The organism is Streptomyces sp. NBC_00654, assembly GCF_026341775.1.
GTDB lineage: Bacteria > Actinomycetota > Actinomycetes > Streptomycetales > Streptomycetaceae > Streptomyces.
Map to the genome: position 1 here is coordinate 2,014,450 of NZ_JAPEOB010000001.1, position 14,627 is coordinate 2,029,076.

Consider the following 14,627-nt stretch of genomic DNA (forward strand, 5'->3'; position numbering starts at 1 on the left):
ACTCCCGGTGTGATTATCTTGCGCAATGCGTGCACGAACAGCGCGCGGGGGTGCGGGCCATGGCGGGGCCAGGCCGTGCGAGGGGAGACGACCACATTGAACGGGCAGCCGATATCGGGGGCATCGGCCGGGGCGGGCAGGGGACGGCGCGGGCGCGGGGGCCCGGGACTCCTGGCTCTGGTACTGGGTGCGCTGCTGTTGCTGGTGACGGCATGCGGCGGCGGGGACACCGCGGGGGGCAAGGGCGGCTCGGGTGACGGCGGGAAGGCCGAGGACACCAGCGCCTCGCAGGCGGTGGTGACCGTCGCGCCGAAGGACGGTGCCGAGTCCGTGGCGACCAGCGGAGCGCTGAAGGTCGCGGCCGAACAGGGCAAGCTGACCACGGTGAAGGTGGCCGACCCGAAGGGCAACGCGGTCGAGGGCAAGATCGCCGCCGACGGGGCCAGCTGGACGCCGGAGCGGCATCTGGCCGCTGCCACCAAGTACACGGTGCACGCGGTGGCCAAGGACGAGAAGGGCCGTGAGTCGGCCAAGGACACGTCGTTCACCACGCTGGTTCCGCAGAACACCTTCATCGGGCAGTACACGCCGGAGGACGGTTCGACCGTCGGCGTCGGGATGCCGGTGTCGATCCACTTCACCCGGGGCATCACGGACCCGGACGCCGTGAAGAACGCGATCAAGGTGACATCGGAGCCGGCCGTCGAGATCGCCGGCCACTGGTTCGGCAACGACCGCCTCGACTTCCGCCCGGAGAACTACTGGGCCGCGGGCACCAAGGTGACCGTGGAGCTCAACCTCGACGGCGTCGAGGGACGGCCGGGGGTCTACGGCAAGCAGTCCAGGACGGTGAAGTTCACCATCGGCCGCAGCCAGGTCTCCACGGTCGACGCGAGCACCCACCGGATGAAGGTGGTCCGGGACGGCACGGAGATCAAGGACATCCCGATCTCCGCGGGCGCCCCGGCGACGACCACGTACAACGGGCAGATGGTCATCAGTGAGAAGCTCAAGGTGACCCGGATGAACGGCGACACGGTCGGCTTCGGCGGTGAGTACGACATCAAGGACGTGCCGCACGCGATGCGCCTGTCCACGTCCGGCACCTTCCTCCACGGAAACTACTGGGGCAGCTCGGGCATCTTCGGCACGTCCAACACCAGCCACGGCTGCGTCGGTCTGCGCGATGTGCGCGGCGGCTACGACGGCCAGACCCCGGCCGCCTGGTTCTACAACAAGTCGCTCATCGGTGACGTGGTGATCGTGAAGAACTCCAACGACAAGACGATCGCGCCGGACAACGGCCTCAACGGCTGGAACATGGACTGGTCGGAGTGGACCAAGTAGGTCCGCCGCGGACGGAGAAGTGAAGGGGCCCGGTGCTGTGACCAACAGCACCGGGCCCCTTCGCGTTAGCGTTGGTTAACCTGCTTCCCATGACCGTAACCCTGGAAGTACGCGACAACGTCGGCACGATCCGGCTGGACCGGCCGCCGATGAACGCCCTGGACATCGCCGTCCAGGACCGGCTGCGCGAGCTGGCGGACGAGGTGACCCGGCGCGACGACGTGCGCGCCGTGATCCTCTACGGCGGTGAGAAGGTGTTCGCGGCGGGTGCGGACATCAAGGAGATGCAGCAGATGGACCACACGGCGATGATCGTGCGGTCCAAGGCGCTCCAGGACTCCTTCACCGCCGTCGCCCGCATCCCCAAGCCCGTCGTCGCCGCGGTGACCGGCTACGCCCTCGGCGGCGGGTGCGAACTGGCGCTCTGCGCCGACTTCCGGGTCGCGGCGGACAACGCCAAGCTCGGCCAGCCCGAGATCCTGCTCGGGCTGATCCCGGGGGCCGGGGGTACCCAGCGTCTGGCCCGGCTGGTCGGTCCGTCCAAGGCCAAGGACCTCATCTTCACCGGCCGGCAGGTGAAGGCCGACGAGGCGCTGGCGATGGGTCTGGTCGACCGGGTCGTGCCGGCCGCCGAGGTGTACGAGCACGCGCACGCATGGGCCGCCCGGCTGGCGAAGGGGCCCGCGCTGGCCCTGCGCGCGGCCAAGGAGGCGGTGGACGGCGGGCTGGAGACCGACATCGACACCGGGCTCACCATCGAGCGGAACTGGTTCGCCGGTCTGTTCGCCACGGAGGACCGCGAGCGCGGCATGCGCAGCTTCGTGGAAGAGGGTCCGGGCAAGGCCAGCTTCCTCTGACCGAACGTCAGTTGGGTTGTCCTTGACGGTGGTTCATCCGTGCGGGCGGATTATGCGGGCCTTAAGGCAGCCTTAAGGCCCGCGTGCGCTCCGGCGCGGCGATTCCCGACAGGGGGAGCGTCCCCGCAGGTCAGCCCGGCTGAAGGGGTGGACCTCTTGCCTGTGGTATATGCCGAACCGCCTGCCTGGAATTGGCCGTTCCGGGGGGCGGATTCCCCCGGAACGGCCCCGGAAGGCGCATGGTGCGGCCATGATGGTGGACATGGCGGGCCTGGAGGGTGTGGAACAGCCGCGACCGCGCAGCAGCGCGACAGCGGCACGCTTGACGTCGACGATCGAGGACGAACAGGCGTTCAAGGCACTGGAGTTGTACGGAAATCCGACCGAAGGTGAGGTCCGGCTCCCGTCCCGGCCGGAATCCGCGGCGACCGCGCGGCGGCTGACCTCCTGTGTGATGCTCCGGCAATGGGCGCTCTCCCCGCAGACCGCCGAATTCGCCGTGCTGCTCGTCTCCGAGCTCGTCGGCAACGCGGTGCGGCACACGGGCGCCCGGGTCTTCGGGCTGCGGATGCTGCGCCGTCGCGGCTGGATCCGGATCGAGGTGCGCGACCCCTCGCGCGGGCTGCCCTGCCTGATGCCCGTCCGCGAGATGGACGTCAGCGGGCGCGGCCTGTTCCTCGTCGACAAGCTCTCCGACCGCTGGGGGGTGGATCTGCTGCCGCGCGGCAAGACCACCTGGTTCGAGATGCGGATCGCCGACCGCTGACGCACGTGACACGTGTGACGCGCAGAAGCCCCCGGTCGGCCGTGGTGCGGCGCTGCGGGGGCTTCTGCGGGAGGCCGTGAGCTGGGGGGTGTGTTCACGGCCGCTTGTGACGACCTTGCCCGGGTCAATGGGGGTCGTGTCACCGACTATGGCAGACGGGCGACCCCGGTGCCAAAGTTGCATTTCGCCCCATAGTGCCCAAAAGCGGATGGGTGGTGGGTGAATCGTAGGTGTGTTGGGTCACTCGCCTGGTATTCGGTGAATTCTTATGGCATTCGATGGATATTTCATAGATCATCTATCGGATCGGTCAATCGTTAAATATCGGGCACGCCGCCTCTACTGTGTCGGCCATGAACGGTCGCGAACCAGAGGTGTGCCGACGCGGTGCCCTGCGCGCGGGCGCCGCGGCGCTCACGGCCGGCGCTCTCCTCGCGGGCTGTGCGGATCGCCGGGGCGACACGCGCCCCACGGTCGCCGCGACCTCCGCGACCTCCGCGACCTCCGCGACCTCCGCGACCTCCACGGCCGCCGCCCCCGCCCACGCCCCGGCCCCCACCCCACGCCGCTTCCCGGGGCAGCCGGTCCAGGTGGACCACGGCCCCCGGGCCCGGCCCCGCGTCGCCCTCACCTTCCACGGACAGGGCGACCCCGCCGTCGCCGGAGCCGTACTCGCCGAGGCCGAACGGGCCGGGGCCCGCCTCACCGTGCTCGCCGTCGGCAGCTGGCTCGACGAACACCCCGGCATGGCCCGCCGGATCCTCGACGGGGGTCACGACCTCGGCAACCACACCCAGCGCCACCTCGACATCAACACGATGAGCGAGAGCGAGGCGTACGCGGAGATCACCGCCTGCGCCCAGCGGCTGCGCCGGCTCACCGGGTCCATCGGCACCTGGTTCCGGCCCTCGCGCACCCGGTACGCCACCCCGCTCGTCCAGCGGCTCGCCCGCCGGGCCGGATACCCGCACGTCCTCTCGTACGACGTGGACTCCCTCGACTTCACCTCGCCCGGCGTCGCGGCCGTCACCCGTAAGGTCGCCGGGGAGATCCGCAACGGATCCGTGGTGAGCCTGCACTTCGGCTACGCGGACACCGTCGCCGCGCTGCCCCTTCTCCTCGCCGAAATCAACCGGCGCCGACTGCGCGCGGTGACGACCACGGAGCTGCTGACCTGATGCTTCCCACCACGCGCCCCACCACCACCGCAGGCACCGCCGTACTGCTCGGGGGCCTTCTCGTGGCCGCGCTCGCCGGCTGCGCCGGGCCCGCCGACCAGGACCGTCCCCGGGCCCGGAACACCGAGGCCGCCGCCCCCGCGAAGCCGGTCCGTGCCGCCACCCCGCCCGCACTGCCGGGAATGCCGCCGGTGCTCGACCCGAAGGACATCTACGCGGCCGACCGGCCGGGCAGGCTGGCCCCGGCGGTCAGGAACTTCCCGCCCCGCGTGTACGTCCCCAACACCAGCTCCAACACGGTGTCGGTGATCGACCCGAAGACGTACAAGGTCATCGAGACCATCCCGGTCGGCAACCAGCCGCAGCACGTGGTGCCGTCCTGGGACATGAAGACGCTCTGGGTCAACAACGACCTCGGCGACAGCCTGACCGCCATCGACCCGGCCACCGGGAGGACCGGCCGGACCGTCGAGGTCTCCGACCCGTACAACCTCTACTTCACCCCGAACGGCAAGTACGCCGTCGTCATGGCCTCCATGGACCGCGAGCTGGTCTTCCGCGACCCGCGGACCATGGACCGGGTCAAGACGGTCCCGGTGACCTGCGCGGGCGTCAATCACGCCGACTTCTCGGCGGACGGCAGGTACTTCATCGTCTCGTGCGAGTTCTCCGGCGAACTCCTCAAGGTCGACACGGAGCGGATGAAGGTCGTCGGGCAGCGGAAACTGCCGCGGGCGGGCGCGATGCCGCAGGACGTCAAGCTCTCCCCGGACGGGAAGACCTTCTACATCGCCGACATGATGGCGCACGGCATGTGGGTGCTGGACGGGGAGAAGTTCACCGCCCCGAAGCTGCTGCCCACCGGCAAGGGCTGCCACGGTCTCTACGTCAGCCGCGACTCCCGGGAGATGTACATCTCCAACCGGGGTGAGGGCTCGGTGTCCGTCTTCGACTTCGCGCGGAACCGGCTGACGAAGAAGTGGCACCTGCCGGACGGCGGCAGCCCCGACATGGGCGGCGTGTCCGCCGACGGCAAGGTGCTGTGGCTGTCGGGCCGTTACGACGCCGAGGTGTACGCGATCGACACCGGCAGCGGCAAGCAGCTGGCCCGCATCCCGGTGGGCGGCGGGCCGCACGGGCTCGCCGTGTACCCGCAGCCGGGCCGCTACTCGCTGGGCCATACCGGCATCTTCCGCTGATCCGGCCGCGGCGCCCCGGGCCGCCCCCGCCACGTCCCGCCGCACGGGGCGCAGGGGCGGCCCGATAATCTGACCTCGACAGTCGGCATGACGAAGGGGCGGAACAGTGGCGGACATCGAGTCGGCGCGCAAGGCATTCGAGCGGTTCGACCAGAACGGCGACGGCCTGATAACGGCAGCCGAGTACAAGAGCGTGATGGCCCAGCTCGGCGACCCCTATGTCACCGAGACGGTGGCACAGGCGGTCATCAACTCCCATGACGTGAACGGTGACGGACAGCTCACCTTCGACGAGTTCTGGGCAGCTCAGAACAAGGCCTGACCGCCGGGGGACCCCCGGCCCCACCGGCCGGGGTCCGTCGCCGCCCACGCACGCTCCCGAAGCCGCCGCGGGCCTACCGGGGCCAGCCGCCCAGCTCGTCGTCGCGCGGGGCCAGGACCACCGCGGGCGCGCCGGGGCCGAAGCCCATGACCGGGCGGGTCGCGTCCCAGGACTGCCACCCGGGATCGCCCGTGGCGGCGAACCCCACCCACGCCGCGTGCATCGCGTCCGCCAGCTCCTGCGGGGCGTCCGGGCCGGTCAGGGCCACGGTGTCGGGGTGGGCGAGGGTGTCGAACACGAAGCCGATCTCCAGCGCGTGGCAGGCTCCGAGGCCCTGCACGGGGGAGGGCCAGCCGAACTCGAAGAGGTACGTCGCCCCGGCGGCGTCCGTGCGGGCGTCGGCCAGCCGGTTCAGCGGCACCCGCAGCAGCAGGTCCGTGGCGAGCGCGCCCAGCAGCTCACCCGGCGTGGCACCCGGACGGTTGGCCCGGTAGGTGCGCGCGGTGGCGGCGGGCACCTTGAACTTCAGCAGGGCGAGCCGGAGCTTGAACCTTCCCAGCTTCTCGATCAGACCACTGGGGACGAACCAGAGCCGGTACTCCTCGGCGGTCGTCCCCATCAGCAGATCGACATCGGACGCCATGCCGTCCCGCAGCGCCTCGGCGGGGTGGCGCGGCAGCAGATCGCCGTCCACCACGATCTGGAAGGAATTCCCGCCGGTCAGCGGTGATCCGCCGCTCGTCACCGCGGTCTGCGCGGCGAGCAGCTCCGCCGGGTCCACGGCGGCCAGCGCGGCGGCCGTCGCCGGGACACCGAGCCGTTTCGCGATCAGTTCCGTCGTGCCGCGGCCGGCCTCCACGGAGAGCGCGGTGGGCGCCCCGCTCTGGAGCACCGCCCGCCGGAACAGCCCCGCCGCCCGGGGTGCGGCCAGCAGCGCCCCGATGCTTATCGCGCCCGCCGACTCACCGGCCACCGTCACCCGGTGCGGGTCGCCGCCGAACGCCGCGATGTTGTCCCGCACCCACTCCAGGGCCGCGATCTGGTCCAGCAGCCCCCGGTTGGCGGGCGCGTCCGGGAACACCCCGAAGCCCTCGATGCCCAGGCGGTAGTTGACCGAGACGAGCACCACCCCGTCCCGGGCGAACGCGGCCCCGTCGTACACCGGCACCGCACTGGAGCCGTGCAGCAGCGAACCGCCGTGGATCCACACGATCACGGGCAGCCCGGCCGGTTCCGTCGACGGAGTCCACACATTGAGGTTCAGCCAGTCCTCGCCCGGCACCTCCGGGTCCGGCAGCAGTTGGTCCAGCGGCGGGGAGTAGGGCCGCTTGGGGGCCGTCGGCCCGTAGGCCACCGCCTCCCGGACGCCCTGCCACGGCTCCGGCGGCTCCGGGGCCCGGAACCGGCGCGCGCCCACCGGCGGCGCCGCGTACGGAATGCCCCGGAAGACCGCCACGCCGTGTTCCACCGTGCCGCGCACGGTGCCGTGGGCGGTGTGCGCCCGCGGGGGTATCTCCACCTTGGTATCGGACATGGTGTGCATCAGCCCTTTCGCGGTTCGACGGCCGAGGCGCCGTGCGGATGATGGGTGGACCGGTGATCCGATACATACCCGTTCCGGCGCGGCGGCCGTCGGAACGCGGTGGCCGGGCCCGGGACGGGTGGCAGTGAGGACGGGGCGGCGGTCAGGACGGGGTGGCCGGGGCTCAGGACGCGGTGGCGGTCAGGGCCCGCTTGAGGATCTTGCCGGTCGGGCCGAGCGGCAGCCGCTCGGTGAACCGGACGATCCGCGGGTACTTGTGCCGCCCCAGCCGCTCCTTGGACCAGGCGATCAGCTCGTCCCCGGTGACCGGTTCCGCGTCCGGCCGTACCACCACGACCGCGCAGATCTCCTCACCGCGCTCCTCGTCCGGCACCCCGATCACCGCGACCTCGCTGACCGCCGGATGCCGTATTAGGACCTCCTCGACCTCGCGCGGGTAGATGTTGAACCCGCCCCGGATGACCAGGTCCTTCTTGCGGTCCACGATGCGCAGGAAACCGTCCTCGTCCCGCACGCCCAGGTCCCCGGTGCGGAACCAGCCGTCCACGATCGCCGCCGCCGTCGCCTCCGGGTCGTCCAGATAGCCCGCGAACACACAGTGCCCGCGCACCACGACCTCACCGGTCTCCCCGTCCGCCAGCAGCCGCACCTCGTCGTCCACCGCGGCGTCGGCGATCCCGATCTCCACCCCCCACACCGGATGCCCGACCGTACCGGGCCGCCGGCCCAGCTCCGGCTGGTTGAACGTCGCGGCCGGGGAGGTCTCCGTCAGCCCGTACCCCTCCAGGACCTGCGTCGAGAACGCCGCCTCGAACCGCTCCAGCACCGCCACCGGGAGCGCCGCGCCGCCCGACACGGCCGCCCGCAGGGTCGGCCCGGCCGCCGCCTCCCCGCTCCGCGCCGCCGCCTCGACCAGGGCGTGGTACATCGTCGGCACGCCCATGAAGACGCTCACGTTCTCCGCCGCCAGCGCGGACAGCGCCCCGGCACCGGTGAAGCGCGGCATCAGCACGAGCGTCGCGCCGACCCGCATCGTCGCGTTCATCGCACAGGTCTGGCCGTAGCTGTGGAACAGCGGAAGGCAGCCCAGCACCACATCGTCGGGGCCGAGACGGAGCAGGTCCGTGGTGATCACGGACGCGTTCATCACGATGTTGAGATGGGTCAGCAGGGCACCCTTGGGGCGGCCCGTCGTCCCGCTGGTGTACAGGATCACGGCGATGTCCTCGGCCCCGGCGGGCTCGGCGGCGGTGAGCGGCTCACCGTCCGGAGCCCCGTTCAGCCCCCGTACGCCCGCCGCCCGCGCGGCCTGTTCGGCCAGCGGCCACAGCGGTCCCGCACTGATCAGCGCCACCGAACCGCTGTGCCGCAGCACGTACGCCACCTCGTCCGCGACGAGCAGCGCGTGCACCGGGACCACCGTCGCCCCGGCGGCCAGCGCCCCGTAGTACGCGTACAGGAAGTCCGCGGAGTTCGGCAGCAGCACCGCCACCCGGTCGCCCGGCCGTACCCCGGAGGCCCGCAGCGCCCCCGCGCAGCGCAGCGACCGCTCCCACAGCTCCGCGTAGGTCAGCCGCACCTCGCCGTCCACCACGGCGGTACGGGCGGGATACCGGCGGGCGGACTCGCCCAGGACAGAGGCGACGGTGAGAGACATGGCACGCTCCGGGAAACAAGGCGTCAACACGGCTGATGCCCCCCAGAATCGGTCGTCGCCGTATCTCCGCACAATGTGCAGGTGCCCACCATCCAGCCCGCTCACCTGGGCAGCGGCACCCGCAGTCGTGCACCCGTCGCGGCATTCGCCTAATCTCGCTGTCATGGCGTCCGCACCAGCCCCCCGGAGTTCCCGGAGTGTCCCGAGCCCGCAGGACCCGCGGAGTGCGCGGTCCGACGGCGGCGAGGACATCGCGCTGCGGCGCACCCTCGCCGCCGCCCTGCTGCCGGAGCTCGACGAGCTGACCCACCGGGTCGTCGACGACATCCACGCGCACAGCGGCACGTACGCCGCGCAGAACCTCGTCAGCCGCGAGGACCTGTGGCGCATCTGCCGCGACAACCTGGTCTGCGCGCTGGAGGACTTCGGCGGGCTGCCGCCCACCGGCGGCGACCTCGAACACGCGGCGCGCGAGACCGGACGGCGCAGGGCCGAGCAGAACCTCCCGCTGGACACCGTGCTCCAGGCCTACCGGCGCGGCGGCCGGGTGATGTGGCAGGTCATGGCCGAATATCTGCGCGCGGGCACCGGCCGCACACCGGGAAACCCGCAGGAGCCGGAACCGGAACACGGGGGGCCGGGGCACGGGGGGCCGGGGCACCGGGAGGCCGCCAGGGTGGACCGCCGTGATCTGGAGCTCGACATGGCGGGCGCCGTCTGGGAGACCATCGACCGGTACTCCCTGGTCATGGCGGAGTCGTACCGGCTGACCCAGCTGGAGATGCAGGGCCGCCAGGACACCCGGCGCGTCGCCCTCTTCGAGGCGCTGCTCGACGGGCGCGGCTCCGACCCGGCGGTCGCCTCGGCGGCCGCCGCCGCACTCGGCGTACCGCTGCACGACCGGTATGTGATCGTGGTCGCGGCCCAGGACCCGGCCGCCCCGCCCAATCCCGCACCGGTGCTGGACGAGCACGGCCTCTGGTCGTTCTGGCGGCCGCGCTCGGGGCGGTACGCGGGCATCGTGCGGCTGGCCGCGGGGGAGTCGGGCATGCTGCTGGAGCTGCTGCGCGAGCGGACCGGGGCGACCGCCGGGGTGTCCCCGGAGTTCGACCGGCTGGACGGGGCCGGCCGCGCCCTGCGGCTGGCCGAGCAGACGCTGCGTACGCTGCCCGCCAAGAGCGGCGAGGCGGCGGCGTTCGACGACCGGCTGACCGAGGTCCTGCTCGCCGGGCGCCACGAGATCGCCGACCGGATCGTCGCCCGGTACCTCGGCCCGGTCCTGGACACCACGTCCGAACGCGAGGCCCTGCTCGGCACGCTGCGCATCTGGCTGGACAACGGCTGTTCGGCGGCGCGGGCCGCCGAGCTCCTCTACTGCCACCGCAACACGGTCCTCAACCGGATCGGCCGGGTCGCCGAACTCACCGGCGGATCCGCCGAGTCGGGTGAGGACCGGCTGGGGTGGGCACTGGCCCTGCGGGCCCTGCCGCTGTCGGGCACCGGCGGCGAACCGGTGCCCGACGACGGCTACTGGGAGGGAACTCCTCCCTGAGGCCTACTTGAGGTAGACGAGCCCGTCCGTGGTGAGGGCCGGCCGGCCCGTCGTGCCGACCACCACGATCTTGACGGTGTGCTTGCCGCTGGAGGCCCAGGACTTCGTCCAGATCGCCTCGCGGTACTTGGTGGTGGAGGACCTCAGGTCCACCGTGGCCGCCTTGACGCCGTCCACGTAGACGTACGCCTGACCGGAGGTCGAGGCCCGGGAGACCACCCAGGCGGCCGACCGGCCGGTGAACGTCCAGGTCAGGCTGGAGTTCTTGGTGCTGCTCGCGTACGACCTGCCGCCGAGGTAGCTGGAGGAGGACTTCGTCGACCAGGTGCCGGACTTCTTCGCCGCGGACTCCTGGAGGATCACCGGAGTGCCGGTGACCGAGGCGGCCGCGGTGTTGCCCGCACGGTCGTACGCCGTCAGCCTCCAGGCGGTCGCCACGGCGGGCTTCGCCGTGTGCGAGGCGCTCGTGGTGGCCGGGCCGTAGGTCTTCGCGACGGGGGCGGTGAGCCTGACCTCCTTGAGGGAAGCCGCGTCGGTGGCCTTCCACTTCAGCGTCAGCGGGACGGACGTGGTGCTCACCGTGCCCTTGCGCAGCGACAGGTTCGGCTTGGTGGAGAAGACCGGTGCCGTACGGTCGGCGACCACGGTCGCGACGGCCGAGAGGCTGGTGCTCCCCGACTGGTGGGTGGCGCGGACCTGGACCCGGTGGCTGCCGGCGGCGAGTGCGGCCCCGGCGGATACGGCGTTGCCCTGGGTGGTGGCCACGGCCTTGCCGTCGACCAGCAGTTCGTACTTCGTGATGAAGGCGGCGGGAGTGGCCGCCTTCCAGCCGACGGTGATGTTCGACTTGGTGTAGTACGTGCTGCCGGAGGCGCTCGCTCCGGTCACCGACGTGATGGCGAGACCGGTGACGGGCCCGGCGGCGAGAGCGCGGACGGCGGAGAGCTGTCCGTAGAGCTTCGTGCCGGGGCACTGGGTGTTGAAGCCGTCCCGGTGGCCGGAGATCTGCTTGAAGGTGTACGCGGACCCGGCGGTGAACTTGGTACCGGCGAAGTTGCCGCCCGCCGCACCGGCCGTCAGCGTCGTCGAGCCGGCCGGGTTTCCGCCGTACTGCCCGAGCTTCCAGGCGGCGATCCGGGCGACCGAGGCGGTCGCGGCGCTCGCGGCGTTCGTGTCGGTGTACATACCGATCACGGCGATACCGGCGGTGTCACGGTTGAAGCCGTAGGTGTGCGCGCCCTGGACCGGCCGGTCCACGCCGCCCTTGCGGCCTTCGAAGATCTTTCCGCACTTGTCGACCAGGAAGTTGTAGCCGAGGTCCTTCCAGCCGTTCGACTGCACATGGAAGGCGTGCAGACCGCGCACGATGGCGGCCGAATCGGCGCAGGAGTAGCTGTTGGTCTGTGCGGTGTGGTGGACGAAGACGGCCTTGACCTTGTCCAGGTAGTCCGGCTGCTCGCTGTTGAGCGATTCGACCGCGCCCCAGCCGGCCCGGGAGGTGATCGGCGGCTGCGGGACCGTGGACTGCGGGGCGGGCGGCAGCGCCGCCGTCGGCTCGGCGGTCACGGACGGCGCCGTGGAGGCCGGCCCGGACGGATCCGGGGACGTCGGGTCCGGTTCCGGTTCGGCACTGGGGGTTTCGGGGGGCTCCGTCGTCGCGGAGGGATCCGGAGCGGCCGTGGTCTCCGCCGGATCGGGCGACGGCGGGGTGACGGGCGGCTCCGTCGGCTCCTCGGTGGCCGCGGGGTCACCGGTGGGCTCGGCCGGCACGAGGTCGGCGGCCACGTGGGCGGCCGGTCCGGCGGCGGCGTACGCGGCCGGGGCCGAGCCCTTCCCGGGATCCACGGTGTCCAGCCGCAGTCCCGCGGGGAGTCCCGCCGACACGCCGTTCCCGGCGCTGACGCGGACCTCGACGCCGTTGGACGGGCCGACCCAGCGGGGTTCGGTGGTGCCCCGTACGCCGGGGCGGCCGGTCTCGGTGCGACCGTCGATCTCCGTGTCGAGCGGCAGCCAGCCGGTCCACCTGCCCGTGACGGCGGACCGGGTACGTGCCTCGACCTCACCCGTCACCCTGGCGGCCGGGTCGGTCCAGGTGACGCCGAGCAGGCTGAACGGTTCCGCGTCGGGCTGCCGCAGGGAGGCGGAGCCGCCGTCCGCGGACACCTTCAGCGCGGTCCTGCGCACATCGACCTGTGCGGGACCGGACTTGGCGTCGGAGCCCTCGCCCGAGGGGGATGTGCCGGTCACCCCCTGGAAGACCAGGACACCCGCCACGGCTGCCGTGGTGACGGCAGCCGTGGCCCATATTCTTCGTTTTGCTCTCACGTGATTCCCCGGGGACGTTGGTGGAAGGAACTGCGTTCCGACAGGTGATGCGCTGTCTGGGGGAACAGCGGCTCGATCGGCTCTGCCGACGGTCACCTGCGGATGTATACGCTTCAACAGTCTTCCATGCGATCATCTCTGATCTGTCCCGCCCTGTCCCGACCTGTCAGGACTCGGTCCGGTCACGGTTGAGCGGGACCCGGGGCCCCCTCGGCGGGGATTCCCCGGGTCCTGCGAGCGACGTCCGGTTCCGTGCGGTGCGGAACGGCTCTCTCAGGCGGCGAAGTACTGGGACAGCGAGTCCCGCTCGTCCGGCTCCACCAGATCGGGACGGGTGTACCGCTCGGCGCGCGCGTGGTAGTCGAAGTCGCCCCGCACGAGCCCTCGGTAGTCGTGTACGCAGCGTTCCAGGGCGGCCCGGGTGCGCCCGCCGATGCCGGCCGCGGCGATCTCCTCGGTCAGCTCCCGTTCCGCCCGCCGCACCCGCTCGGCGATCCGGGCCAGCTGGATCCCGGCTTCGTCCACCGCCTCCTGGAGGGTGGATCCCCGGTCCCGCTGGATGAGCCGTACGGCGTTGTGCTCGTAGCCGAGCGCGGCCTCCTTCTCGAACGAGCAGATGTCGTTGCAGAGTCCGGAGTGATCGGTCACCGCGTCGCGAAGGGCGATATAGGCGGGCAGACTGCGGGCGGAATCCGGGAGGTCGATTCCCGCGGCGATCTCGTGCAGATCCAGGAACGGCTGCATCGCCACCGAATCCCGGCGGTGCTTCACGAAGTCGGCCCGGCTCGGCACCTGTCCGGCCGCCCGCTCGACTGCCTCGGCGTAGTAGGTCCACAGCCAGGCGACGGTGTCCCGCCGGAACTGCCGTACCCAGCGCGCGGACCGGTCCCGGCAGGTCCGCTCGCGCAGCCCCTCCAGGGCGTGCTCCATGGGGCCGCGCGGTGCGGCTCCGTCGAGCACGGCGACCAGCCGGGCGATCGCCTCCTCGCACATGCGGGGATCACGCCCCGCCGGTCCGTCGTCGAACTCGTCGTCCACCAGGAACGCCCAGAACAGCCATTGACAGAAGAGATCGAGATGGCGCTGGGAAGCCGTGGGGAATATCAGCGAGATCCAGAGCTCGGGACGCGTCCGGAGCATCTTCTTGCGGGCCGGCGGATCCAGGAAAAGATCATGGGATTCCGCCCACTCCCAGGCGGCCTTCCTGGTCTCCTCCATTCCCGGATTGCACCCTGTGCTCTTGAACGGCATATGAAACGTCGGTAAGGCGATCTGGCTCATTGGTGCCCCTCGTCGAAACGGAACGGGTGAACGATGCGAGCGGGAATATCTCGTGATCGCGCATGGGGCCGACTCGGTGAGCGGGGGTGCGCCGGGCGCCCTCCGGCCGTGGCCAAAGGGTCACCGTGCGAGGTGGGGCGGTCATTACTGTCCTCTTTACTCCGCCGGGGGCCGGGGCATCGGAGCCGGTTCCGCGTGCCGGTGGGGGCGACCGCTTCACCATGCGTGAGCCCCAGTCAACCCCTTGTAGGTGTGTGTGGGAACCCTATTTGTGACCGAAATTGCTTGATCATCGCGAACGTCTGAACGGCAATGAGCAGTTGGTGAATCTCCGGGAGTGCCGACGCAGCCCGGGACGGGTGGGCCCGGCTCGTGTTATGGTCCTCCGCATGTCTACGTTGTTCGGGTGGTATCCGCGCTTTACGCCGGCTCCGGGTGGAGCCGGTGGTCACATGCGCTGATCACCGACCGAGCACCCGGAGCCAGCAGGGCAGAGACGTTCGTCTCTGCCTTTTCGTCGTTGAGGCGGCTGGTAGCGGGTGATGCGGACGTAGCACCGCGGGACCGGGACCCTGCCTCGGCACAGAGACAGGATCACCC

11 protein-coding genes are annotated in these 14,627 nt (G+C 71.3%); 7 read left to right on the plus strand and 4 right to left on the minus strand.

Annotated elements, in window-relative coordinates:
- Window positions 1-96 precede the first annotated feature (96 nt).
- The 6 genes from OHA98_RS08800 to OHA98_RS08825 all read left to right on the plus strand — a co-directional run bounded on the left by OHA98_RS08800 (window position 97) and on the right by OHA98_RS08825 (window position 5,669).
- Window positions 97-1,347 carry an Ig-like domain-containing protein gene (locus OHA98_RS08800; RefSeq protein ID WP_266924022.1) on the plus strand — a complete coding sequence of 417 codons (1,251 nt, stop codon included), beginning with the start codon at window positions 97-99 and terminating at the stop codon, window positions 1,345-1,347.
- Between the two features lie 89 nt (window positions 1,348-1,436).
- Complete coding sequence (locus tag OHA98_RS08805) at window positions 1,437-2,204, plus strand: enoyl-CoA hydratase/isomerase family protein (protein WP_266924024.1); 768 nt, start codon at window positions 1,437-1,439, stop codon at window positions 2,202-2,204.
- Between the two features lie 250 nt (window positions 2,205-2,454).
- On the plus strand, window positions 2,455-2,970 hold the full coding sequence (locus OHA98_RS08810; protein WP_266924026.1) for an ATP-binding protein: 516 nt from the start codon (window positions 2,455-2,457) through the stop codon (window positions 2,968-2,970).
- A gap of 353 nt (window positions 2,971-3,323) precedes the next feature.
- Complete coding sequence (locus OHA98_RS08815; protein ID WP_266924028.1) at window positions 3,324-4,148, plus strand: polysaccharide deacetylase family protein; 825 nt, start codon at window positions 3,324-3,326, stop codon at window positions 4,146-4,148.
- Complete coding sequence (locus tag OHA98_RS08820) at window positions 4,148-5,347, plus strand: YncE family protein (protein ID WP_266924030.1); 1,200 nt, start codon at window positions 4,148-4,150, stop codon at window positions 5,345-5,347. The genes OHA98_RS08815 and OHA98_RS08820 overlap by 1 nt, the downstream gene beginning before the upstream one ends.
- Before the next feature lie 106 nt (window positions 5,348-5,453).
- Complete coding sequence (locus tag OHA98_RS08825) at window positions 5,454-5,669, plus strand: EF-hand domain-containing protein (RefSeq protein WP_266924032.1); 216 nt, start codon at window positions 5,454-5,456, stop codon at window positions 5,667-5,669.
- A gap of 73 nt (window positions 5,670-5,742) precedes the next feature.
- On the opposite strand, the gene OHA98_RS08830 is transcribed toward OHA98_RS08825, so the two are convergent.
- A complete protein-coding gene (locus OHA98_RS08830) occupies window positions 5,743-7,203 on the minus strand; it encodes a carboxylesterase/lipase family protein (protein WP_266924034.1) in 1,461 nt (486 codons plus the stop codon).
- 172 nt (window positions 7,204-7,375) lie between these two features.
- The gene (locus OHA98_RS08835) at window positions 7,376-8,869 is read right to left on the minus strand and encodes a long-chain fatty acid--CoA ligase (RefSeq protein ID WP_266924036.1); all 1,494 of its coding nucleotides are present in this window, start codon (window positions 8,867-8,869) and stop codon (window positions 7,376-7,378) included.
- Window positions 8,870-9,032: 163 nt separating this feature from the next.
- On the opposite strand from OHA98_RS08835, the gene OHA98_RS08840 reads away from it, so the two are divergent.
- A complete protein-coding gene (locus OHA98_RS08840) occupies window positions 9,033-10,421 on the plus strand; it encodes a CdaR family transcriptional regulator (RefSeq protein WP_266924038.1) in 1,389 nt (462 codons plus the stop codon).
- Window positions 10,422-10,424: 3 nt separating this feature from the next.
- On the opposite strand, the gene OHA98_RS08845 is transcribed toward OHA98_RS08840, so the two are convergent.
- Together OHA98_RS08845 and OHA98_RS08850 are read right to left on the minus strand one after the other, a co-directional pair.
- Window positions 10,425-12,746 (minus strand): peptidoglycan recognition protein, encoded by a 2,322-nt coding sequence (locus OHA98_RS08845; protein WP_266924040.1) that lies wholly within the window; start codon window positions 12,744-12,746, stop codon window positions 10,425-10,427.
- A gap of 273 nt (window positions 12,747-13,019) precedes the next feature.
- A complete protein-coding gene (locus OHA98_RS08850) occupies window positions 13,020-13,997 on the minus strand; it encodes a terpene synthase family protein (protein ID WP_266924042.1) in 978 nt (325 codons plus the stop codon).
- Between the last annotated feature and the right edge of the window lie 630 nt (window positions 13,998-14,627).